Raw genomic sequence first — 23444 nt, 5'->3', positions numbered from 1 at the left:
TCGGGATGGGCGGGATCGATGACGACCGTCCCTTCGGGATGCAGAAAGTCGCCTTCATAGCCGCCGATCAGCGCGTTGACACGGAATTGGACTTTGGTGGCGTCGCCATGGACCAGGTACCGGCCGGGGGCATAGAGCGCCGCCCGCACCAGGGGTGCGGGCGGCGGCATGACTGGCGGCGCAGCGGACGCCGGGGCAAGCGCGACCATGCTGAAAAGCAGGATGAACCGCACCGGCGACCACATGGCACTTATTTGTGGAAAGCGGCGATGATCTTGAGTTCGACCGCATCGCCCACGACCGGGACGGCGACGGCCATGTTGTAATCGCTGCGCTTGATCGTGCCGGTGGCGACGAAGCCGACATTTTCCTTCTTGTCCATCGGACCGATGCCCGCGCCATAGAATTCGGCGTCCAGCGTCACCGGCTTGGTGATGCCCTTGATGGTCAGGTTGCCGGTGATGGTCGCGCCGGTGGTGCCGTCCAGCTTTACGCCGGTCGATACGAAGGTGGCGGTCGGGAACTTGGCGGCGTCGAAAAATTCGGGCTTGGCAAGGTGCGTGTTGAGCGCGGGAATGCCGGTGGTGAGGTTGGCGATGGGCACTTCGATCGACACCTTCGACGCGGCAGGGTTCGCCTTGTCCAGCGTCAGCGTGCCGGTCGGCATCGCGATCACGCCCATATTGTTGGTGAAGCCCATATGGTCATAGGCAAAGACGATCTGGGTATGGCTGGGTTCGACCTGATAGGTGCCGCCGGTGACCTTTGCCACATCCTTGGTGCCGGGGGTGGCGGCCCCCTGTGCGACGACGACGCTGCCGCCTGCAATGGCGGCGAGGGCGGCGGCGGGGATCAGATATTTACGCATGCGTTCAGACTCCAAAAACGCTCAAGGGGGGCGCCAACAATATGACACGCCCCCCGATTGTTCCAGAGCCGTAACCGGAAACGGATCGTTCCCTTTCCGATATGCTCCGACGTCCTGCATAAGCCGCCCCGGACCCCGGCCTGCGCCGGGGGGATGACCTATGCGTGGCCGTCAGTTCTTGTCCTTGTCGACCAGCTTGTTGGCGCCGATCCAGGGCATCATGGCGCGCAGTTTGGACCCGGTTTCCTCGATCGGGTGACGCTGGGCCGCGATACGGCTGGCCTTCAATTCCGGCTGACCGGCGCGGTTGTCGAGCACGAAGTCCTTGACGAAGCGGCCCGACTGGATGTCGGCCAGAACGCGCTTCATTTCCTTCTTGGTTTCTTCGGTGATGATGCGCGGGCCGGTCTTGATGTCACCATATTCGGCGGTGTTGCTGATCGAATAGCGCATGGTGGCGATGCCGCCTTCATACATCAGGTCGACGATCAGCTTCAGTTCGTGGAGGCATTCGAAATAGGCCATTTCAGGCGAATAGCCTGCTTCGACCAGCGTTTCGAAACCGGCCTGAACCAGTGCGGTGGTGCCGCCGCACAGAACGGCTTGTTCACCGAACAGGTCGGTTTCGCATTCTTCGCGGAAGTTGGTTTCGATGATGCCGCTGCGACCGCCGCCGACGCCGCTGGCATAGGACAGGGCGATGTCATGCGCGTTGCCGGTCGCATCCTGATGGACGGCGATCAGGCAGGGCACGCCGCCGCCGCGCTGATATTCGCCGCGCACGGTGTGGCCGGGGCCTTTGGGCGCGATCATGATGACGTCCACGTCCTTGCGCGGTTCGATCAGGCCGAAATGCACGTTGAGGCCATGGGCGAAGGCAAGCGCCGCGCCGGGGCGCAGATTGTCATGCACGTCGGCCGAATAGATGGCGGCCTGATGCTCGTCGGGCGCCAGGATCATGAACACGTCGGCCCATGCGGCGGCTTGTGCGTTCGGCAGAACCTTGAAGCCTGCGCCTTCGGCCTTCTTGGCGCTGGGCGAACCGGCGCGCAGGGCGATGCACACTTCGGCCACGCCGCTGTCGCGCAGGTTCTGGGCATGGGCATGACCCTGCGAACCGTAACCCAGAATGGCGACCTTCTTGCCCTTGATCAGGCCGATGTCCGCGTCGTGATCGTAATAAACCTTCATTGGATTAACCCCTTCTCGTCCCCCCATGCGGGGGGCGTTAGACAATGACATGGAAACAGGCACCATGTTGCCGTGGCGCAAGCGGAAATTCAGGCCGGTTCTTTCCCCCGGATGAGGCCAGCGACGCCGGTGCGGCCGACTTCGACCAGGCCGATCTGGCGCATCAGGCCGACGAAATTGTCGATCTTTTCGGTCGTGCCGGTGATTTCGAAGATGAAGCTTTCGATCGTCGTATCGACCACCTTCGCCCGGAAGACGTCGGCCAGGCGCAGCGCCTCGATCCGGTCGTCACCGGTGCCCGCGACCTTCACCAGCGCCAGTTCGCGCTCCACGAAGGGGCCGGCTTCGGTCAGGTCGGTCACCTTGTGCACCGGCACCAGCCGGTCGAGCTGGGCGATGATCTGATCGATCACCTTGGGCGGGCCATTGGTGACGATGGTGATGCGGCTGACGCCGTGATCGGGCGTGATGTCCGCCACGGTCAGGCTGTCGATATTATAGCCGCGCGCGGTGAACAGGCCCGCGATGCGCGCCAATATGCCCGCCTCGTTCGAAACGGTCAGCGACAGGACGTGCCGCTGGCTGAGTTCTTCCTGAATATGCATCAGATGCTGGTTCCGTTATCCGTATCTTCTGCGCCGTTGCCGTCTTCTTCTTCGTCATGGCGCTGCGAAATCATGGCGGCGAAAGCGAAATGCCAGCTGCCGTCCTGGCGGTGGGCGACGCGGACCGGGAAACCCGCCACCGCATCCATCATCCGGTTCAGATGTTCGCCCACATAACGGGGGCCGACCAGCAGCGTCCCGATATGCCGGTCATTATAATCGAACCCTTCGTCCAGATGGACTTCCCAATCCTCATTATCCGGATCGACATGATCGATGGTCCAGCCGGTAAGGTCGGCCGTGCCTGCGATCCTTTCGAAATCCCATGGCTCCGTCACATGGATGCGGATTTTCAGATGCTCAGTCACATCACCGACCTTTACACCAGTGCCTTTGCCTCGTCCGACATCACGCCTTCGATCTGGTTGGGATCGAGCAGCATGTCGGTATGCGCCGCGCCTGACGGGATCATCGGGAAACAGTTGGACAGTTTCGCGACACGGCAATCCACGATCACCGGGCCGTCGGTTTCCAGCATCTGGCGGATGCCCGCTTCCAGTTCCTGCGGCCCTTCGATGCGGATGCCGGTCCAGCCATAGGCTTCGCCCAGCTTCACGAAATCGGGCAGGCTGTCCGAATAGCTGTTGGAATAGCGGCTTTCATAGGTCAGTTCCTGCCACTGGCGGACCATGCCCATATATTCATTGTTCAGGATGAAGATCTTGACCGGCAGGCGATACTGGCTGGCGGTGCCCATTTCCTGAATGTTCATCTGGACCGAGGCGTCGCCCGCGATGCAGATGGCGATGCTGTCGGGATTGCCCATCTGCGCGCCGATGGCGGCCGGGAAGCCGTAGCCCATGGTGCCAAGCCCGCCCGACGTCAGCCACTTATTCGGTGCTTCGAACCCGAAATGCTGGGCGGCCCACATCTGATGCTGGCCGACTTCGGTGGTGATGATGACATCCTTGCCCGTCGCCTTGCACGCCGAATACAGATCGGCGATCGCGCGTTGCGGCATGATTTCGGTGCCGTTTTCGGCATAGTCCAGGCTGCGCTTGGTGCGCCAGCCATCGATGCGCGACCACCAGTTCGATAGGTCGGCCTTTTGATGGCCGCGCTGTTTCCACAGGGCGATGATGTCGTCCAGCGCGCTGGCGACGTCGGCGACGATGGCGACGTCGACGTCCACGATCTTGTTGATCGAGCTGCGGTCGATGTCGATATGCACCTTGCGGCTGTTGGGCGCGAAGGCGTCCAGACGGCCGGTGACCCGGTCGTCGAAACGCGCGCCGACGCAGATGATCAGGTCCGCCTGATTCATTGCCCAGTTGGATTCATAGGTGCCGTGCATGCCCAGCATGCCCAGCCACTGGTCCGACGATGCGGGGAAGGCGCCCAGACCCATCAGGGTCGACGTAACAGGCGCGCCGGTCAGGGCGGCCAGTTCGCGCAGCAGCGCCGACGCTTGCGGGCCGGAGTTGATGACGCCGCCGCCGGTGTAGAGGATCGGCCGCTCCGCAGCGGCCAGCATTTCGACCGCCGCGTCGATCCCTGCCGCGTCCGCCTTCGTCTGCGGGTGATAGCTGGCATGGGGCTTCAGTTCCGGCTTCGCATAGGGCGCGGTCGCGATCTGAACATTCTTGGGAATGTCGATGACGACCGGGCCGGGGCGGCCGGTGGTGGCGATATGGAAGGCTTCATGCACGACCTCGGCCAGACGGCCGGGCGTCTTCACCAGATAGTTATGCTTGGTACAGTGGCGCGTGATGCCGATCGTGTCCGCTTCCTGAAACGCGTCGGTGCCGATCAGCTGCGTAGGGACCTGTCCCGTGATGACGACCATCGGGATCGAATCCAGCAGCGCGTCGGTGATGCCGGTGACGGCATTGGTCGCGCCGGGACCGGATGTGACCAGAACCACGCCGGGCTTGCCGGTGGAACGGGCATAACCCTCCGCCATATGCGTCGCGCCCTGTTCGTGGCGGACGAGCACGTGGCGGATCGTGGGGTGATTATAGAGCGCGTCATAAATGGGTAGCACCGCGCCACCCGGATAACCGAACACGACTTCGACGCCCAGATCGACCAGGCATTGAACCAATATGTCCGCGCCGCTCTTTTCGGCCACGATGATACTCCTCCGTTGATGCAAGTCCATGGATACGGGACGTGCTTTGCGCCCACGCCTTTCCATTGGCAAGGCGCCTGCCTCTAGTGGACAGAAAATGACTGGTCAATCCCTATTGTTGTAATTTAATTGCCAATTCATCAATTATTTTGTCATCTATTTTGCGTTCCTCGCGCGGCCAATAGGCCGGGGGCTGATTGGTGAACCAGGTATATTGGCGTTTGGCATATTGGCGGGTGGCCAGCGCGCCCGATGCGATGCAACTGTCCATGTCGCTGTCTCCGCGCAGCAGCGCCGCGATTTCGGGCACGCCGATCGCGCGCATGACGGGCAGGTCGGGGTTGAGGTTCCGGGTCAGAAGCTGCGCCACTTCCCCGATCGCGCCGCCCTGCATCATCTGGATAAAGCGCCGGTCGCACCGGTCGATCAGCCATTCGCGCGGCGGGCGCAGGATCATGGGGGACAGGGTGATCCGGTCGGCGATCCCGCCTTCCTTATGCTGTTGCCATGTCTTAAGCGGCCTGCCGGTGGAACGCACCACCTCCAGCGCGCGGGCGACGCGGGTGGTGTCGGCGGGGGCAAGGCGGGCGGCGGCTTCCGGGTCTTCGCGGGACAGGGCGTCATGGGCGTCCGCCACCGGCATGGCGCGGACGGTGGCGCGGATGTCGGGATCGATTTCCGGTACAGGCGCGATGCCGTCCAGCAGGGTGCGGATATAGAGGCCGGTGCCGCCGACCAGCACGGGCAGTTTCCCGGCGGTATGGGCGGCGGCGATCTCCGCCTTTGCCTCCGCCGCCCAGCGCGGCGCGGTACAGGCCTGCGCGCCGTCGATATGGCCGAACAGGCGATGGGGGACATCGCCCATCTCCTGCGCCGACGGGCGGGCGGACAGGATGGCAAGGTCGGCATAGACCTGGCTGGCGTCGGCATTGATGACGATGCCGCCACTGGCTTTGGCCAGGCGACAGGCCAGCGCGCTCTTGCCGCTGGCAGTGGGTCCGGCAATAAGCGCGACGCGGGGGCGGGATTCGCCCGGATGAGTGTCAGGAGTGTGCATGTTCGTCGCGACCTTAGTGGCAAGTGGCTCAATGGGGCAGGGGGATATTGCGCAGGCTGTGGATCGGCTGACCGATGCGGGATGCCAGCCCGGCGATGTCGCATGGCTGGACGAAGGCAAGGCGGCGGACGTCTTCTTCGCCGCCGATCCGGTTGCGGCCCGCGCGGCGCTGACCGATGTGGGCGATAAAGTGGACGTCATCGTCCAGCCGGTCGAAGGGCGTGAGAAAAAGCTGCTGATCGCCGACATGGATTCCACCATGATCACCGTCGAATGTATCGACGAACTGGCCGACTATGCCGGGATCAAGCCGCAGATCGCTGAGATCACCGAACGGGCGATGCGCGGCGAACTGGATTTCGAAGGGGCGCTGCATGGCCGGGTCGCGTTGCTGAAGGGCCTGCCTGACAGCGCCATCGACCGGTGTCGCACGGAACGCGTCGTCATCATGGGCGGGGCAAGGGCGCTGGTCCGCACGATGAAGGCGCGGGGCGCACGGACGCTGCTGGTGTCGGGCGGCTTCACCCGTTTCACCGGGCCGGTCGCGGAAGAGATCGGGTTCGATGAGAATGTCGCCAATGTGCTGGAAATCGCCGATGGCGCTCTGTTGGGCACCGTCACCACGCCGATCGTGGATGCGGCGCGCAAGCGGACCGAACTGGAGGCCGCGATTGCGGGCGGCATCGACCGGGCGCTGACCATGGCGGTGGGGGACGGCGCGAACGACATTCCGATGATCGAGGGCGCCGGGCTGGGCGTCGCCTATCATGCCAAGCCCAAGACGCGCGAAGCGGCGGCGGCGGAGATCGTGCATGGCGACCTGTCAGTGCTGCTTTATGCGCAGGGGATCGCGTCGGTCGATTGGGTCGGCGCGTAACGGTCTGGCGTTGTTACGCCACCACTGGCCGTCATTTCGGTCGGGTAATGGATTGATTCTCCCCCTCGGACGTTAGCGTCGAACCGCATGGGTCGCGGTGAGGGAACTTATGGCGCAGGGCGGTTCGTCCGCCTGCGCGCCGCAGGGAGACTTTATGCATTATAAATATCTGGCTTTGGCCGCTGGCGGGCTTCTGGCGCTCAGCGCCTGCTCCAAGAACGACGCGCCGGTGACGGCGGCACCCCCGGTCGGTCCGGGCGCGATCGCCGGTACGGTGGCCGCCGACCGCGATGGCGACGGCTATGTCGATGGCTATTACACCGCCGACGGCATCTATCATGCGGTTCAGGGTCCGCCCTGTCCGCCGCCGCCCCCGCCGCCGCCCAGCCGTCGGGGAGAACGCGGCTGATCCACGCAGTTTTTCGGGCGCGGCGATACCGTCGCGCCCTTTCGCTTTCTCTTTGCCTGATGCTTGCTATGACGGCGCAGCAGGGCGCATCGGCGCAGGACGCGGCGCAGCAGGCGGCGCGTTCCAGCGTGGCGGCCGAAATCCGGTCGGGCGTCAGTGGCAAATATAAGGATTTCTATGCCCCGCGCGGCTATTGGCCGCTATGGGTGGAGGGGCGACGCATCGGGCCGCAGGCCGACGCGCTGCTGGCGCTGATCGATCAGAGCGATGCCGACGGCCTGAACCCGCGCAGCTATGATCCGGGCGATCTGCAACAGCTGATCGACACCGCTGACCGGGAGGGTAGCCCCAAGGCGCTGGCGCGCGCCGATCTGGCGCTGTCGCGTGCCTTTGCGGAGCTGGTTGCGGACATGCGCCGTCCGGCGAAAGGGGTGAAGATCCGCTATCTGGACGCGGAACTCGATACCAAGGCGCCCGGCCCCGCCGACATCATGCGCGCGGCCGCGCTGGCGCCGTCGCTGACCGACTATATCCAGACCGCCGGGTGGATGAGCCCCATCTACATGCAGCTGCGCGGTGCGCGGGCGGCCTATCTGCGCCAATGGGGCGGGCTGCCCGCCGTGCGGGTGCCAACCGACGTGAAGATGCGCCCCGGCGGCAAAATGCCGGACATCGCCATATTGCGCCACCGGCTGGGCCTGTCGGACGGGGAAGCCTATGACAAGGGATTGGTCGCAAAGGTGAAGGCGTTTCAGGGCGACCATGGGCTGAAGCCCGATGGGGTGGCGGGTGCCATGACCATCGCGGCGCTGAACGAAGGGCCGGGGCGATATGACCGGTTGCTGGCGCTGAACCTTGAACGGGCGCGGTTGTTGCCGGGGGCGTGGACGCGCCATGTCGTGGTGGATGCGGCGTCGGCGCGGCTATGGTATTATAGCAAGGGCGTGCTGGACGGCACGATGAAGGTCGTGGCGGGCGCGAAGGAATCGCCCACGCCGCTGATGGCGGGGATGATCCGTTATGCGACGCTGAACCCCTATTGGAACATTCCGTCCGACCTGGTGGAACGGAAGGTCGCGCCCAAGATATTGGCGGGCGGATCGCTCAAGGGCATGCGTTACGAGGCGCTGTCGGACTGGAGCGCGAACGCGACGCCGCTGGCGCAGAGTGCGATCGACTGGAATGCGGTAGCGTCCGGCCAGACCGAATTGCGCGTGCGGCAATTGCCGGGCGGCAGCAACGCCATGGGGCGGATCAAGTTCATGTTCCCCAACGATCTGGGCATCTATCTGCACGATACGCCCCAGCGTGACCTGTTCGCCAAGGCCGACCGGCATTTCAGCAATGGCTGCGTCCGGCTGGAGGATGCGCAAAGGCTGGGCCGCTGGTTTTTTGGCAAGATACCCAGCACCGACAGCGATGCGCCCGAACAGCATGAGCCTTTGCCGCAGGCGGTGCCGGTGTACCTGACCTATCTGACCGCTGTGCCGACGGCGCAGGGGGTGCAGTTCCTGCCCGATGTCTATGATCGGGACGGGGGCTGAACCAGAGGTCGTTCGTGCAAGTTTCTCACGCCGTTCGCGGGGTCAGTGGATGCCCGCCAGCATCCAGAGGGCCATCGCGACCATCATCACATTTTCGGTGAGTGATACGAAGCCCAGCGGCACATTGCTGTTCCCGCCGACGCAGGCGCATTTGAGTTCGCGCTTTTCGACGTAGACCGCCCTGAACACCGACACCGCACCGATGCCGCCGATGAACAGCGCCACCGGGATCGACAGCCAGTCCAGCACCCGCGTCAGCATCAGCACGCCCGCCCCCAGTTCGAGGAAGGGGTAGGCGATGCCATAGGGCGGCAGGCGGCGGGCGAGCAGGTCGTAGTTCAGGAACATCGTCGCGAACCGGTCGACATCCTGCAATTTCAGCATGGCGAGCAGCATCATGGCGATGGCGACGAAGCGTTCCAGCGCGATGAAGGAAAGGATCGGCAGGAAAGTCAGCCAGTTGACCGCCATCGCCAGCAACAGCGCCACGGCAAAGACGGCAAGGACCGGCGTATAGCTGGTCGCCTTGGGGTCTTTGACGCGCAGGCCCAGAAACCGGCGCAGGTCGTCATGGCCGCCGATCCGCTGTCCGTCGATGAAGATTTGCGGCGTGGTCTTCACATCATGCTGGGCCTTGAACGCGTCGGTTTCCGCGCGGGTCGTCAGGTGATGATCGTCCACCGCATAGCCATGGCGTTTGAGCAGCCAGCGCGCCTTGACGCCGAACGGGCATGTGTGGCCGGGCATCACCATGCGGTAAAGGCTGGCGCTTTTGGGGGCGGGGCTGGTCATGATGCGTCCTTGGATAATCCTGCAACGCGCATCATATAGGGGCCGTACCATGGTACGGAGTCAAGAGATGGGCATGACGATTTCCGCATTGGCCAAAGCGGGCGGCGTGGGGGTGGAAACGGTGCGCTATTATCAGCGGCGCGGATTGATCGGAACGCCCGATCGCGGGGCGGGCATCCGCCGTTACGATGCGGGTGATGTGCGGCGGCTGGCCTTCATCCGCTCGGCGCAGGGGGCGGGCTTCACGCTGGATCAGATCGGCGAGCTGTTGCAACTCGACGCAGGACAGGACCGGGCACGGGCGCGCGCACTGGCGGCGGAACGGATCGCGGCACTGGACGGCAAGATCGCGGAGTTGCAGGCGGCGCGCAGCGCGCTGGAACGGCTGGCACGGCAATGCCATGCGTCGCAAGAGGGGCCTTGCCCGATCATTTCCGCCTTCGACCGTGACGGCGTAACCATGGTCAGCGGCTCCGGGTGAGCCATGCCGTCATGCGCGATCCGTGGCGCTGCCCACCAATCCGCGTAGCAGCGGCAGGCGCCGGGCGCTGAACTGCCCGTTCGTGAGCGTCAGTTCATCAAGCCTGTGGGCGAAGAACTGCCGGTAATCCTTCCGCTTTTCGCACCATGCGAGCAGTTTGATCCCCTGCGGCGGGTGAACGAGCGCCAGCGGCAATGTGGTGCGGAGCGTCGCCTGTCCGGCACGGTCGGTATAGCGGAACGAAATGGCGCGACACTGCGCTATTGCAGCATGCAGTAGCGCGAGCCGGGCCGTTGCGTCATCATCGATCGCCCGCCTGCCATAATATGGATCGGCGGGTGGCGTGTCATACAGGCGATAAATGCGTACCAGCGCCGCATCTTCGGGATGGCTGGCCTCCAGCCGGGCGATGGCCGCCTCCATTTTCGCGGACAGGATGGGATCGCCAATGTCTCCGGATCGCGCCAGACCCCGCAGGGCGGCATCGCGAAATGCCGGATCGGTCGATGCCTGCACGCCAGCCGACTGCGCCGGATTATCCGCGGCCGCATCTTCCGCGACGCCCAGCGCCGCCAACGATCCGGTCATGCCGATGGCGAAGGCCCGGCGTGAAAAGGCGAAATCAGGATCGAAGGACATGGCGGCGTCTCCGGAAGGATCGGTCCACGCTATCATGCCGCCATGATCGCCCCGAATGAAATCTTCGCCGGGATGGATGGTATGCCCGCCTCAGCGTTTCTTTCTGACCGCTTTCTTCTTTGCCGTCGCTTTCTTCGCGGTGGGGCAGGGCCATGCCTTGCGCGTGGCGGCAAAGACCTGTGACGAGGCGGATTTTTTCCGGTCGATCGGGTTCTTGCTCAGATAATTGACCGTCGTGACGCGCAACTGGCTGATCGTCACGTCGCCGGGAATACAGCTTTTGAGGTTGTTGACCTCCCGCGTCGTGTTGAACGCGTCCACCGCCCCACTGATATAGCCGAGGCATTCATAGCTGCGTTCGAAATAATCCTTGCCGTCCCGGTCCGCAGTACAGGCCGCATAAAGTTCGTCGCCGCTGTAAAATCCCGCATGGGCGGTGGCGGGGAGGGCTGCTGCGGCGGCGATGATGGCGGTGGTGAGCAGATGGCGGGCGTTCATGAACATGTGCCTCCGATAGGGCGGGCGCGTCTTTGTCTGAGATCCCGGCCTGCGCCGGAGTGACGGATATGGGGAAGGCGTGGTTATTCCATGCCCGCGACCAGACCGTCGATCGCCCCCTGCAATATGTAGCTGGCGGCGAGTTTGTCGACCAGTTCGTCGCGGCGGGCGCGGCTGGCGTCGGCTTCCAGCAGGGTGCGGGTGACCGCCTGCGTCGACCAGCGTTCGTCCCACAGCAACACCGGATAACCAAGGTCGGCGATATTCTGGGCAAAGGCGCGGCTGGCCTGACTGCGCGGGGAGTTGGTGCCGTCGAGGTTCAGCGGCAGGCCGATGACGATGCCCTTCACCTGCTGTTGTTCGATAAAGGCGGCCAGCGCAGGCTTGTCCTTGCTGAACTTGCCACGATTGACGGTGTAGGCCGGGCTGGCGATGGTCCACAGCGCGTCGCACAGCGCAAGTCCGATCGTCTTCGTGCCGACATCCATGCCGATCAGCCGCCCGCCCTGCGGCAATGCCGCGCGAAAGGCGGTGCGATCCGTTGTAACCAGTGACATGGGCATTCCCCTGTCACTTCTTGCGGTCAAAGTCACTTCCTGAGAAAGGCGGCCAGTCGTTTTTGCGCGTCCTGCCGCACATTGCCCCAGAACAGGCTGTAGTCGTAGACGTGATAATTATTGCCGGGCAGGGTGAACGGACCCATGTCGACCGGCTCCCCGATCATCAGCACGCCGCTGGTGTCGCAACGGGCGGGAACGACGCCAGTGACCAGTTTGGGCGGCTGCCCCGGTTCGCGGGCGTCGAGCGTGCCGATATTGCCGCTGGCCGGGGCCGCGCCGTTGAACGCGCCAGTAATGGGGTTGGTGCACAGCATATGCGTGCCCTTGCGCGGTCGTCCGGTATAGCCGGTCTTGCGCTCGAACGTTTCGACCACGGCGGACGGATCGGCCGGTTCGGCATAGCTTTGCCAGCTGACGATGCAATGCGACTGGTCCTGCCGCGCGCAGGCGGGCAGGCCGAGCGCGGGCAGGTCCGCCTCCACCGACACCGGCCATCCCACGACATAGGCGGCGACTATACGGCTTTCGACGGGCTTTCCGGCCACCTGTTCTCGCAGCAGTTGCAACAGGTGGCGCGACCCCTGGCTGTGCCCCGCCAGGATCAGCGGGCCGGTGGGGTTGGCTTTCAGGAATGCGGCAAAGGCCTGTGCGACGTCGCGATAGGCGACGGCAAGCGCCTGATCGCCGGCGGGCTTGTCCGTCAGGAAGGCGCCATAATTGGCCTGCCGGTAACGCGGCGCCCAGACATGGCCCGCCGCGTTGAAGGCGCTGGCCTGGCTCATGACGAAACGTTGCGCCGTGGCGTCGGCATCCTTGTCACCGATGCGCGCGTTCCAGTGGGCATCGCCGAATGTGGTGATGTAACTGGTGGGATGGATGAAGAAGATCGCGGCCTTTGGCCCATCCTTTGGCGTTTCGACGCCAGCGGGGGTCCACAGCGCCACATTGCCCTTCACGATGTCGGGCCGGGCCACCCACATCTCCGCCTTGTCATAGGCGTCGGCGGGCAGCGGCTGAAGCTGGGCGAAATCTTCGCGCGGGACCATGACGGCGCGGATCAGCTGCATGCCCCAGACGCGATAGACGAGCAGCGCCGCGATCACCAGTACGACCAGCGTCGCGATGACATAGAGGAATTTGCGGGCCACCCATGCTCTCCGAAAATCTTGCCTCTTGTCTGACGCATGGCGCGGGCCTGTGCAAGGGGAAGCGGCGCGAGCAAAGCGCGCCCATCAGGCGACGCCCAAGAAACCCGCTTGAAGCTGGCAGGTGCGGATGCTAGCGGCTGGACCCATGTCGATAGACCTTCAGACCGTGAAAAAGATCGCCAGCCTTTCGCGCATTTCGGTGACCGACGCCGAAGCGCAAGCCATGGTGCCCGAACTCAACAACATCCTTGGCTGGGTGGAGCAGCTGGGCGAGGTGGACGTGACCGGCGTGCAGCCGATGACCGCCGTCATCCCCAACCATCAACGGCTGCGCGACGATGTCGTCAATGACGGCGACATGCGGGCCAAGGTGCTGGCCAACGCGCCGCAGGCCGAACATGGCTTTTTCGCGGTGCCCAAGGTGATCGAGTGACGCAACAGGCGTCGATCGATCATCCTGAACTTGTTTCAGGATCTGGTGCCTCAAGGGCGGCCCCGGTTTGTCGGGCCAAATGGATGCTGAAACAGATTCAGCATGACGGGTTGGAAATATGACTGATCTTACTGATCTTACTGTAGCCGAAATCCGCGATGGGTTCCGCGCGGGCGATTTTTCGGCGCGCGAAGTGGCGGAAGGCTTCAATGCCAATGTCGCCGCGGCGAAGGCGCTGAACGCCTTCATCGTGGAAACGCCGGAAAAGGCGCTGGAAGCGGCCGATGCCGCGGACAAGGCGAAGGCGGCTGGCGAAATGCTGGGCGCGCTGTCCGGCGTGCCGATCGGCATGAAGGATCTGTTCTGTACGCAGGGAACGCAGACCACCGCCGCCAGCCACATGCTGGAAGGCTTCGTCCCGCCCTATGAATCGACCGTGTCGGGCAAGCTGTGGGCGGCGGGCGCGGGGATGCTGGGCAAGCTGAACCTTGACCAGTTCGCCATGGGTTCTTCCAACGAAACCAGCTATTTCGGCAATGTGATTTCGCCCTGGCGGCGGAGTGGTGGCGATAATGCCGCGCTGGCGCCCGGTGGCTCCTCCGGCGGGTCTTCATCCGCCATTTCCGCACGGCTGTGCCCGGCGGCGACCGGCACCGATACCGGCGGTTCGATCCGTCAGCCCGCCGCCTTCACCGGCATCAGCGGGATCAAGCCGACCTATGGCCGTGGTTCGCGCTTTGGCATCGTGGCTTTCGCCAGCTCGCTGGATCAGGCCGGGCCGATGGCGCGCACGGTGCGCGACAATGCGATCCTGCTGGAGGTCATGTCGGGCTTCGATTCCAAGGATTCGACCAGCCTGAATTTGCCTGTGCCCCAGTGGGAAGCCGGTCTTTCCAGCGATCTCAAAGGCAAGAAGGTCGGTATTCCCAAGGAATATCGCCCCGACGGCCTGAACGCCGAAATCTCCGCCATGTGGGATCGCGGGATCGAATGGCTGAAGGACGCGGGGGCCGAGGTGGTGGACGTGTCGCTGCCGCATACGAAATATGCGCTGCCGACTTATTATATCATCGCCCCGGCGGAGGCTTCGTCCAACCTCGCCCGCTATGACGGTGTGCGTTATGGCCAGCGCGACCTGCCCGATGGCGCAGGTTTGCAGGACATGTATGCCGCAACCCGCGCTGCCGGTTTCGGGCCGGAGGTCAAGCGCCGCATCATGATCGGCACCTATGTGCTGTCGGCGGGCTTTTACGACGCCTATTACACGCAGGCGCAAAAGGTCCGGGCGCTGATCGCGCGCGATTTCGAACTGGCGTTCGAACAGTGCGACGTCCTGCTGACCCCGACCGCGCCAAGCGCATCCTTCGCGCTGGGCGAAAAGCAGGCCGATCCGCTGGCCATGTATCTGAACGACGTCTTCACCGTGCCTGCTTCGCTGGCCGGACTGCCCGCGATGGCGGTGCCGGGCGGTCTGGATTCGGCGGGGCTGCCGATCGGCCTCCAGATCATCGGCAAGGCGCTGGACGAACAGACCGTGCTGAACGCGAGCCTGGCGATCGAAGAACGCGCTGGCTTCACGGCGCGGCCGGACAAGTGGTGGTAACCAATCATCGTCATGCCAGCGACAAGCTGGCATCGCAGGCGATGTGGCACGACATACGAGAAAGATCCCAGCCTCCGCTGGGATGACGGTGTGAAAAGATGACTGAATCAACCTATCGCATTCAGGGCGCAACCGGCGAGTGGGAGGTCGTGATCGGCCTGGAAGTCCATGCGCAGGTGACGTCGAACGCGAAGCTGTTTTCCGGCGCCGCGACGGCATTTGGCGCGGAACCCAATACGCAGGTGTCGCTGATCGACGCGGCGATGCCCGGCATGCTGCCGGTACCCAACCGCGAGTGCATCCGTCAGGCGGTGCGCACCGGCATGGCGATTGACGCGCAGATCAACAAATGGTCGCGGTTCGACCGGAAGAATTATTTCTACGCCGATCTGCCGCAGGGCTATCAGATCAGCCAGCTCTACCACCCGATCGTGGGCGAAGGGCAGATCGAGATCGTTCTGGATGAAAAGAACCCCGAAGCCAGCACCAAGGTGATCGGCGTCGAGCGCATTCATGTCGAGCAGGATGCGGGCAAGCTGATGCATGATCAGCATCCGACCAGCTCCTATGTCGACCTGAACCGTTCCGGCGTGGCGCTGATGGAAATCGTGTCGAAGCCGGACATGCGTTCTCCTGCCGAAGCAGGGGCCTATCTGTCTAAGCTGCGGACGATCCTGCGCTATGTCGGGTCGTGCGACGGCAATATGGATCAGGGTTCGATGCGCGCCGACGTGAATGTTTCCGTGCGTCGTCCGGGTGAGGAATTCGGCACGCGTACCGAAACGAAGAACGTCAATTCGGTTCGTTTCGTCATGGCGGTGGTGGAACATGAAGCCAGCCGTCAGGTGGACGTGCTGGAAGCGGGCGGCAAGGTGGTGCAGGAAACGCGCCTCTATGACCCGGACCGCAATGAAACCCGGTCGATGCGGTCGAAGGAAGATGCGCATGACTATCGCTACTTCCCCGATCCCGACCTGTTGCCGCTGGAACTGGACGACGCTTTCCTGGAGGAATGCCGCCAGTCGCTCCCCGAACTGCCCGACGCCAAGCTGCGCCGTTATGCGCAGGATCTGGGACTGAGCGCGTATAATGCCGCGACGCTGACCGCCGACGCCGATACGGCGCGCTGGTTCGAGGCGCTGCTGGCCGAAGGCGCGCGCATCCAGAAGAAAAGCGAGGGCGAAGTGGCCAAGGCTTCGGCCAACTGGCTGCTGTCGGAACTCTATGGCGCGCTCAACCGGCTTGGTAAATCGCTGGAAGAAAGCCCCGTAAGCCCCGAAGAAGGCGCCGAATTGCTGGCGCTGGTGGCCGATGGCACGATCAGCGGCACCATCGCCAAGCAGGTGTTCGAGATCATGCTGAAAACCGGCGAAAAGCCGGGCCGGATCGTCGAGGAAAAGGGCCTGAAGCAGACCAGCGACACCGGCGCGATCGAAGCGGCCGTGGCCGATGTTCTGGCCAAGAATGGCGACAAGGTGGAACAGTATAAGGGGGGTAAGGAAGCGCTGTTCGGCTTCTTCGTTGGCCAGACGATGAAGGCCATGCAGGGCAAGGCCAATCCGCAGGTCGTCAACGAACTGGTGAAGAAGGCGCTGTCGGCCTGATCGCCGCGCCCTGTACTGGGATTATGAAAAGGGAGCGGCCGCAGGGTCGCTCCCTTTTTCTTCGGCGCGCGCCATCGGTCGTGCCGGTCGGCATCGTTCCGGAACGTCCTGCCGGTCCATGATCAGGTGAGCCAAAAAATTAGGGGGCGCCGCCGGGGTCAACCAGACGACGCCCCCCTTTATGTCCGGCGCCCTTGGGGAGGGAATGTGGCCGGAACGGAAAGGACGGACCGGGAGGGTCTGTGGGGTGTGGCCCGTCCTTTCATCCTTCAAGACGTCACAGAACGAAGTTCACCGTCGCCCGGAAAGAGATGGCGACGTGATTTTGTTGTTCTTCCGCGCCAAATTCACCGCCGACGCGGAACGTGTCGTTCCCGCCATACAGGCGCGCCCGGCCGGTCCAGCCATTGGTGCGGTCTTCCGATACCAGGGTGAAACGGTCGCCGCCCTTGAAATAGGCGACGGTATCGCCCAGCGACCCGCCGACGATCTGGCGACGGCCGCCTTCCAGTTCGAGGCGCAGCCAGCCGTCCGCGCGGTTCAGGCTGCCAAAGTCGTAACCGGCGGTGACCGTGCCGTTCACCGTCGTTTCGTCGCTGGTGCGGCCCAGCACGGTCAGGTTGAACGCATCGCCGCCGCCATTTTCGGCATAGCCGTCTTCCTTCAGGCGATAATAGTCGATGCCTGCCGCCGGGCGCAGGCTGAACCGACCCATCTGAAGCTGGTAGGATGCCCCGGCCGTGGCGGAATAGAGCTTGCCGGTCCAGTTGCCCGTCGCGGTGCGCAGCACGTCGTCGCTTTCGAAACGGCGCGTGCCGTGGAATTTCACATGAGCGGCCGACACGCGGGCGAAGCTTTGCAGCGGACCCCATTGGCCGCGCCAGTGCGCCGCCAGTTCGAACTGGTCGGAATCGACGGCGTTACTGGAACTGCCCGCCGAATCGCTGCCGTGAATATAGGCGAAGGCCGCGCCGAACGCGCCCAGTTCGCTCAGATATTCCGCGCCGCCGCCCGCGCCCCAGCCGGTAATGTCATAGGATGCGGTGCTGCCCACGCTCTTGGCACTGCCAAAGGCGACCTGTTGCAGCCAGAAGCCGACGCGGCCATCCTTCGTGCGATAGATGCCGTTGGGGTCTGACAGGATGCGTGCGGTCGCGCGCGAACCCGATGTCACCGCTTCGAACGTGCCACCGGCATGGTCGGGCAGCATCTGTTGCAGATTGGCGCTGAGCGCCGCGCCGTCGGCTACCGCCAGATAGCTGCCCGCCACATCGGCATCATTGTCCAGCGCGTTGAAGATCGCGGAATAGGCGCGGGCGGTCGATCCGGTCAGGCCCAGTTCCGACACGCTCTTGGCCGCGATGGACAGGGTGACGGTGCCCGCCGACGCATCGCTGGCGACGCTGCCCTTGAACATATAGGGCAGCAGGGTGGTAGTGCCCAGCGCCGGCGATCCGCTGAGCGCGCCTGCCCGCACGATGACATAGTTGCCCTGCGACCCGCCGACTTTCGTCAGGGCGACCTTTACCTGTGATCCGCTGGCGAAACTGGCCGCGCCTGCGACGTCATATTGGGTATGGGTACCGGCGGCGGCATCGATGGTGACGCCCAGCGTCGATGTGCCGCTGGCGGCCAGCGACGCCAGCGCAACCGGACCGGCATTGGTGGCCGCGAGCGTGCCGCCATTGAGCACGACGGCGACATTGGACGCATTGTTGATCGCGCCCGACAGCGACGATGTGCCGCCCAGCGTCAACGTGCCCGCGCCACCGCCGAAATCGACGCTGCCGCTCGCCTTTGCCGTGTCCGCCAGCGAAAGGCTGTTAGTGCCGCTGCCAAAGGCGATGGCGCCGCTGAAGCTGGACGTACCCGACAGGGCGATGGAATCGTCGCCAGCGCCCATGGTCAGGTTGCCCGCAATCGCGCCCGCCGATGCGGTGATCGCGTCGTTGCCTGAACCCAGGCGGATGTCGCCGACGATGGACGGGGCGGCGGCGGTGGCCGAAGCGGCAGCCTGGCTGATGGTCACGCCGGTCGTATTGGCGCTCATGTCGATGGCGATGTTCGATCCGGCCTTGCCCCCGGTCGCGCTGATCTTGCCGGTGTTGGACAAAGTCCTGACCGTGCCCGACGCGTCCAGAATGGCGGTGGCCGCGCCCTTTTCGGAGCTGCCCGACGTTGCGCCCACGCTGCCGCCGATGCTGATCGACCCGGCGGTTGCGCCAGCGTCGATCACCAGCGCGCGGGCGATGGTGCCGTCCTTCGTGGAACCGGCCGCCGCCAGCGTGCCGCCGATTTCGATCGCGTCGGCGCGCGTGCCCGAACCCAGACGCAGGGCAGTGGCGTTGCTGTCATAGGAGGATGCGGCGATCGTACCCTTGACCTGAATCCCCTTGGCGATGGAGACGTTGCCGCCCTGACCACCGATGACCATGCCGTTGGCATCGACGCCGTCATAGACGCCATAGCCCGCCACGCCGCCATTGACGATCAGGCCATAGCCGGTGCCACCCGCCGCGACCGCGCCGATGGTGGTGTCTTCATTGGCGGCGCCGATCCGCACGGCTGCGGCCGATCCATAGGTGACGACGGCCGCCGACCCTTCGGTCGAATCGGTCAGCCCGTCCTTGTCGACATCGGTGTCGGTCGTGCTCTGATTGGTGGGGGGGACGTCGAAGATGATGCCGCCGGTCACATTGCCCGCGATCACCAGCGCCGATCCGCCCTGAAGCAGGTCGTCGGCATCCAGTTTCGATACGTCGGTGGGACGGGTGACGGACCGGTAACCGGTGCTGGTGATGCTGCCCTGAATTTTCAGCGCGCCGTTGACGTCGCCCAGCAGGGCCGCGCCGATGCTGCTCTGGCCCTGAACCGTGGTCGACCCGCGCAGCGTAACGTTGCCGTTGACGTCGTTGGCCAGCACGCCCTGGCTGTCGGCGCCCACGACGGAGATGGTGCCGCTGGTCGACAGGCTGCCGTTCAGCGGGCTGTCGATGCGGATGCCGCTCGACTGGTTGCCTTCGATGGAGATGGTGCCGCTGTGGCTGATATTGCCGCTATGGGCCGCGCCGGACTGGACCCAGATGCCGCGCTTGTTGCTGCCCTTGGCAAAGGGGCCGTCCACATCGCCGTCGCTGTCGGTGTCGGTCGCGGTGTAATTTTCGGTCAGCGTGATGGTGCCGCTGTTGGTGATGTCGCCGGTGGTGCCGGGGGCGACCAGAATGCCGGTCACATTGTCGGCATCGTTGATGATGATGGAACCGGCGTTCGACACCTTGTTGTTGCTGTCGACCGTGACCGCGGTGCCGCTGGTCAGCGTGATCGTACCTGCCGAACTGATGGTGATGTCGTCCGCGCGGCCGCTGGCCACAGTGGAGGTCTTGACGGCCGTGGTGGTGGCGGTGCCGATGGTCGTTTCCGCCGCCGCATCGGCCATGGTGAGCGCCGCCAGCACGGGGGCGATGGCCGTGCAGGCCAGTAGATGTCGCATGATGTCTCCTCTGCGTGTCGCGCTGTATGTTTTGCGCGCGTGCGCATGGGACGTCGCCCGGCAGGCAAAGCCGTCAGCACCGGGGCGATTTATAAATTAAAAAGCGAAATCCATGCCGATGCGCACAGTGCGCGGGCGCAAGGGTGTGTAATAGTCGCTGCGCAGGTCGAATGGCGTGCCCAGCGAAAAGCGGTTCCCGTCGCTGTCGAACAGGTTGGCCAGCGACAGCGAATATTGCACCGGGCCGCGGCGCAGCGTCGCGGACAGGCTGGTGTCGACATACTGGCCCTGCGTCCGGCCCAGGATCGGCCCGACGCCCAGTCGCGATTTGCCGACATAGCGGGCGGAGGCGGACAGGTGGAACGGCATGTCGTCGCCCAGCGTGGCATGATAATCCATGGCGAGCCGGGTGCTGAGGTCGGCGACATTGGGTAGGCCCAGCGATCGACGGTCATATGCCACGGCCCGTATGAACGCCGATGGCTGGGTCAGGCGCCCGTCATTGTAGATGGCGCTGGCATCGATGGTCAGCGACTGGATCGGGCGCAGGACGACGCGCCCTTCCACCGTATAGATGCGTCCATCGCCGATATTGGCCGTCGTGGGCAGGCCGATGCGGTCGGTGACGTCGGCCTGAATATCGCGCCAGTCGGTATAGGCGACATTGGCGCTGGCCGCGAACAGATCGCGTCCCGGCACGCCCTTGCGCGCACCGATTTCCACGGTCGATATGCGATCATTCTGATAACGGCCGACCCATTGATTGTCGACGGCCAGCCCGCCAGGGCGGAAGGCCTGCTGGAACCGGGCGTAAAGGGTAACGTCGGGAATGGCGTCGGTCAGCAGGGATGCCGACGGCATGAATATGGTCTCGCTGCGATCCGCCTGCGCTTCGGCGCGCGCGATCTCCTGTCTGGACAGGGCGACGACGTCTGCCGGTCCGGCAAAGGCGGCGGCCGTGTCGAGCGCCTTGCCCGACAGGCGGCTGTTGGTCAGGCGGCCGCCAATGGTTGCGATCAGGCCCCTGACCGGTTCGAACGACGCTTCGCCGAACAGGGTCGCTTCATCGATCGTGTTGCGTACGCCGGTCGCCGTCGCCACCGTGCCAAGGCCGACGATCGGGATGCCCGCGATGCTGGTTGGCTGGAATATCGGTCCGCCATATCCGGTCAGAGACCGGCGCAGTTCGGATGAACTGTGCAGATAGGAACCGCCCAATATCCAGCCCAGGCCATTGTCCAGATCGCGCACCACCCGGTTTTCGATCGAGAAGATGTCGACCCGGTTGCGCTGCTGGAACAGGGCGGGCGGGCCGCTGACCTGCGTCGCGTCATAGCTTTCGTTCAATATGTGCCGGACATAGCCGGCGGTCGATATGAAGCGCAGACTGTCCCATTGTTTTTCCACCCGGACATTGGCCAGCGTGTAATCCGCGTCATAGGGCTGTGCGACCTTGGATGCGCGTTGCAGTTGGCCGGCCGAACGGGTGGCATATTGGGCGTCGTCGCCATCGATATGCTGGTACACGCCGTTCAGGTCGATGGTCCAGTCGTCGCTGGGCGCGAAACGCAGCGCCGCCCGCCCGCCATAGGTGCGGGTGCGGTTGACGTCCCGTTCGTCGCGATCGATGTCGTCGATATAGCCGCCATCCCGCACGCCATAGCCCACGACGCGCAGCGCCAGCTTTTCCGGCACGATCGGCACGTTGAGCGTGGCCGACAGGTCGCCGCCCGGATCGCCATGCTGGGTGGCGGACAGGCCCATCGACATCTGCCCGCCATATTCGCCCAGATTGGGTGCGTTGGGCATGACCCGGATGATGCCGCCCAGCGACCCCGCGCCATAGAGCGTGCCCTGCGGCCCTTCCAGCACCTCTACCCTGCCGACGTCATAGAGTTTGAGGTCGGGATCGGGCGCGGCATAGTTGAGGCGCATGTCGCCCAGATATTGTCCGGTGGTCGCCTGCGTCGGCCCGGCCACGCCCGAATCCGCGATGGCCCGGATGAACAGCTTGTTGCGACCTGCGCCTGCATGGGTGGAACTGAGGCTCGCCACATGATTGAGCAGCGTGGCGGTGCCGCCCGCCGCTTCGGCCGTGGTAAACATGTTGCTGTCCAGCGTATCGGCGACGCCCGCATAGCGCAGCAGGGGTATGTCGCGTTTCGACGCGGTGACGATGATGTCGGCGGGCGGCTGATCGGCGAGCGGCGCGGCCTGAATGGGGGCGGGCGCGGCGGCGAATGTCCGCACGGGCTGCACGCGCATGATGCGCCAGCCATTGCCGCCGATCCGCTGCGCCTTTGCGCCTGTCCCCTTGAGCAGGTGGCGCAGCGCGGCTTCCGCGCTCATCCGGCCGCTGACGCCGGGGGTACGGATGCCCGCCAGCGACTGGTCGGACATGCCGATGCTTGCGCCCGTCTGACGGCCGAGCGCTATCGCCGCCTCGCCCAACCGACCGGGGACGATGCTGATGCTCTGTCGTTCCGCCCCGTAAGCGGGCGCTGCTATCGCTATGCCGATCGCGATGAAGGGGGCGGTGACGGTGAGGAGTTCGGCTCTGCGGCGCATTCCCCTGTTACTTCGGTCCTTCCTTCAACAACCATCCATCGCCCTGACGCACGGCGGTCAGGCCCATGAGCGGCGCGGCCTCCGCGAAAAAGCGGACCGGATCGCGATCAAGCCGGATCGTGCCGGTAAAGCGGGCAAGCCCGGCCTGCGGCGTGAACTGCACCGACAGGCCCAGCGAACGGGCGGCATCCTGCGCCACCTGCGTTACCGGGGCGTTGGCGTAGATCAGCTGCCCCTGACGCCAGCTGGCGACGGCGGCGGGCGCGACGTCCATGACGCGCAGACCCTGCGCATCGTCGGCCAGCCCGCGCCCGGCGGGCAGGGCGATGGCTTCGGCGCTGGGGTTGTAGATGACCTTGCCTTCGGCCACGCCGATGCGGGTGGCGTCCGACGTATGGACGATGTTGAAGACGGTGCCGGCATCTTCGAACACGTCGTCGCCCACGGTCACGCGGAACGGGTTGGCGGCGTCATGGCGCACGGTGAAGGCGGCTTCGCCCGCGTCCAGCGCGGCAAAACGGGCATCCTCGCGGTCGAAGCGCATTGTCGTGCCGCCGTTCATTTCGACGGTCGTGCCATCGTCCAGCGCGATGACGCGCACTTCGCCCGGCTTCGTCGTGACGCTGTAGATGTCGCTGCGGTTCAGAACGGCGATGGAGACGGTGGCGACCAGCGCGGCGGCCACCGCGCCGCCCGCGATCCAGCGCATGGGCCGACGCGACGGCACGCCCGGATCGTTCGCGGCGACAGGCATGGCGACGGGTTCGGGCGGCGTGATGCCGTCCAGTTCGCTGTCCGCCAGCATCATCGCGTCATAGGCGGATGCATGCGCAGGGTCGGCCTCCAGCCACAGCGTGAAGGCGTCCCAGTCCGCAAATTCCGGATCGCGCGTGCGGATGACCCAGCCCAGCGCCTCCTCTTGTATCATGGCCTTCGCCCCGTTCCT

At 64.6% G+C, this 23444-nt stretch carries 21 protein-coding genes and 1 pseudogene; 7 read left to right on the top strand and 15 right to left on the bottom strand.

Annotated features, from left to right (window positions below):
* The 7 genes and pseudogenes from ACOJSJ_RS03090 to miaA form a co-directional block, all read right to left on the bottom strand.
* Window positions 1-233, bottom strand: a pseudogene (locus tag ACOJSJ_RS03090) (hypothetical protein); the annotation flags it as partial.
* A gap of 17 nt (window positions 234-250) precedes the next feature.
* Complete coding sequence (locus tag ACOJSJ_RS03085) at window positions 251-868, bottom strand: YceI family protein (RefSeq protein ID WP_420143520.1); 618 nt, start codon at window positions 866-868, stop codon at window positions 251-253.
* A gap of 171 nt (window positions 869-1039) precedes the next feature.
* Window positions 1040-2059, bottom strand: a complete 1020-nt coding sequence (gene ilvC / locus ACOJSJ_RS03080; RefSeq protein WP_420143519.1) for a ketol-acid reductoisomerase — start codon at window positions 2057-2059, stop codon at window positions 1040-1042.
* A gap of 89 nt (window positions 2060-2148) precedes the next feature.
* Window positions 2149-2664, bottom strand: coding sequence for an acetolactate synthase small subunit (gene ilvN, locus ACOJSJ_RS03075; RefSeq protein WP_420143518.1), 516 nt, complete (start codon window positions 2662-2664; stop codon window positions 2149-2151).
* A complete protein-coding gene (locus ACOJSJ_RS03070; RefSeq protein ID WP_420143517.1) occupies window positions 2664-3032 on the bottom strand; it encodes a hypothetical protein in 369 nt (122 codons plus the stop codon). The genes ilvN and ACOJSJ_RS03070 overlap by 1 nt, the downstream gene beginning before the upstream one ends.
* Window positions 3033-3043: 11 nt before the next feature.
* Window positions 3044-4795, bottom strand: coding sequence for an acetolactate synthase 3 large subunit (locus ACOJSJ_RS03065; RefSeq protein ID WP_420143516.1), 1752 nt, complete (start codon window positions 4793-4795; stop codon window positions 3044-3046).
* Between the two features lie 112 nt (window positions 4796-4907).
* Entirely contained in the window at window positions 4908-5852 is a 945-nt protein-coding gene (gene miaA, locus ACOJSJ_RS03060; protein ID WP_420143515.1) for a tRNA (adenosine(37)-N6)-dimethylallyltransferase MiaA, read from the bottom strand.
* Between miaA and serB the strand changes: the two genes are divergently transcribed.
* From serB to ACOJSJ_RS03045, 3 genes are all read left to right on the top strand, one after another.
* Window positions 5851-6729, top strand: a complete 879-nt coding sequence (gene serB / locus ACOJSJ_RS03055; RefSeq protein WP_420143514.1) for a phosphoserine phosphatase SerB — start codon at window positions 5851-5853, stop codon at window positions 6727-6729. The genes miaA and serB overlap by 2 nt on opposite strands.
* Before the next feature lie 154 nt (window positions 6730-6883).
* The gene (locus ACOJSJ_RS03050) at window positions 6884-7138 is read left to right on the top strand and encodes a hypothetical protein (protein ID WP_420143513.1); all 255 of its coding nucleotides are present in this window, start codon (window positions 6884-6886) and stop codon (window positions 7136-7138) included.
* Window positions 7139-7206: 68 nt separating this feature from the next.
* The gene (locus ACOJSJ_RS03045) at window positions 7207-8682 is read left to right on the top strand and encodes a L,D-transpeptidase family protein (RefSeq protein ID WP_420143512.1); all 1476 of its coding nucleotides are present in this window, start codon (window positions 7207-7209) and stop codon (window positions 8680-8682) included.
* Window positions 8683-8724: 42 nt separating this feature from the next.
* Here the strand turns inward: ACOJSJ_RS03045 and ACOJSJ_RS03040 are convergent, their stop codons facing one another.
* Window positions 8725-9474 carry a MauE/DoxX family redox-associated membrane protein gene (locus ACOJSJ_RS03040; protein ID WP_420143511.1) on the bottom strand — a complete coding sequence of 250 codons (750 nt, stop codon included), beginning with the start codon at window positions 9472-9474 and terminating at the stop codon, window positions 8725-8727.
* Between the two features lie 67 nt (window positions 9475-9541).
* Here ACOJSJ_RS03040 and ACOJSJ_RS03035 point away from each other — a divergent pair, with 67 nt between their 5' ends.
* On the top strand, window positions 9542-9955 hold the full coding sequence (locus ACOJSJ_RS03035) for a MerR family transcriptional regulator (protein ID WP_420143522.1): 414 nt from the start codon (window positions 9542-9544) through the stop codon (window positions 9953-9955).
* A 9-nt stretch (window positions 9956-9964) separates the two neighbouring features.
* On the opposite strand, the gene ACOJSJ_RS03030 is transcribed toward ACOJSJ_RS03035, so the two are convergent.
* The 4 genes from ACOJSJ_RS03030 to ACOJSJ_RS03015 all read right to left on the bottom strand — a co-directional run bounded on the left by ACOJSJ_RS03030 (window position 9965) and on the right by ACOJSJ_RS03015 (window position 12800).
* Window positions 9965-10594, bottom strand: coding sequence for a helix-turn-helix transcriptional regulator (locus ACOJSJ_RS03030; RefSeq protein WP_420143510.1), 630 nt, complete (start codon window positions 10592-10594; stop codon window positions 9965-9967).
* Window positions 10595-10684: 90 nt separating this feature from the next.
* On the bottom strand, window positions 10685-11092 hold the full coding sequence (locus ACOJSJ_RS03025; protein ID WP_420143509.1) for a Rap1a/Tai family immunity protein: 408 nt from the start codon (window positions 11090-11092) through the stop codon (window positions 10685-10687).
* Between the two features lie 83 nt (window positions 11093-11175).
* Window positions 11176-11649, bottom strand: a complete 474-nt coding sequence (gene ruvX, locus ACOJSJ_RS03020; RefSeq protein WP_420143508.1) for a Holliday junction resolvase RuvX — start codon at window positions 11647-11649, stop codon at window positions 11176-11178.
* 32 nt (window positions 11650-11681) lie between these two features.
* The gene (locus ACOJSJ_RS03015) at window positions 11682-12800 is read right to left on the bottom strand and encodes a DUF3089 domain-containing protein (protein WP_420143507.1); all 1119 of its coding nucleotides are present in this window, start codon (window positions 12798-12800) and stop codon (window positions 11682-11684) included.
* Window positions 12801-12945: 145 nt separating this feature from the next.
* Between ACOJSJ_RS03015 and gatC the strand changes: the two genes are divergently transcribed.
* The 3 genes from gatC (at window position 12946) to gatB (ending at window position 16440) form a co-directional block, all read left to right on the top strand.
* A complete protein-coding gene (gatC, locus tag ACOJSJ_RS03010; protein ID WP_420143506.1) occupies window positions 12946-13233 on the top strand; it encodes an Asp-tRNA(Asn)/Glu-tRNA(Gln) amidotransferase subunit GatC in 288 nt (95 codons plus the stop codon).
* A 118-nt stretch (window positions 13234-13351) separates the two neighbouring features.
* A complete protein-coding gene (gene gatA / locus ACOJSJ_RS03005) occupies window positions 13352-14836 on the top strand; it encodes an Asp-tRNA(Asn)/Glu-tRNA(Gln) amidotransferase subunit GatA (protein WP_420143505.1) in 1485 nt (494 codons plus the stop codon).
* A 98-nt stretch (window positions 14837-14934) separates the two neighbouring features.
* Entirely contained in the window at window positions 14935-16440 is a 1506-nt protein-coding gene (gene gatB / locus ACOJSJ_RS03000; protein ID WP_420143504.1) for an Asp-tRNA(Asn)/Glu-tRNA(Gln) amidotransferase subunit GatB, read from the top strand.
* Between the two features lie 277 nt (window positions 16441-16717).
* Here gatB and ACOJSJ_RS02995 read toward each other — a convergent pair whose 3' ends face one another.
* The 3 genes from ACOJSJ_RS02995 to ACOJSJ_RS02985 form a co-directional block, all read right to left on the bottom strand.
* Window positions 16718-19930 (bottom strand): autotransporter outer membrane beta-barrel domain-containing protein, encoded by a 3213-nt coding sequence (locus ACOJSJ_RS02995; protein ID WP_420143503.1) that lies wholly within the window; start codon window positions 19928-19930, stop codon window positions 16718-16720.
* Window positions 19931-20026: 96 nt separating this feature from the next.
* Window positions 20027-22498: a TonB-dependent receptor domain-containing protein gene (locus ACOJSJ_RS02990; protein WP_420143502.1), complete on the bottom strand. Its 2472-nt coding sequence runs from the start codon at window positions 22496-22498 to the stop codon at window positions 20027-20029.
* Between the two features lie 7 nt (window positions 22499-22505).
* Window positions 22506-23426: a FecR family protein gene (locus ACOJSJ_RS02985; RefSeq protein ID WP_420143501.1), complete on the bottom strand. Its 921-nt coding sequence runs from the start codon at window positions 23424-23426 to the stop codon at window positions 22506-22508.
* Window positions 23427-23444: the final 18 nt, after the last annotated feature.

The sequence above is a fragment of the Sphingobium sp. genome (assembly GCF_048594625.1).
GTDB lineage: Bacteria > Pseudomonadota > Alphaproteobacteria > Sphingomonadales > Sphingomonadaceae > Sphingobium.
This window is presented reverse-complemented; position numbering and strand designations above follow the sequence as displayed.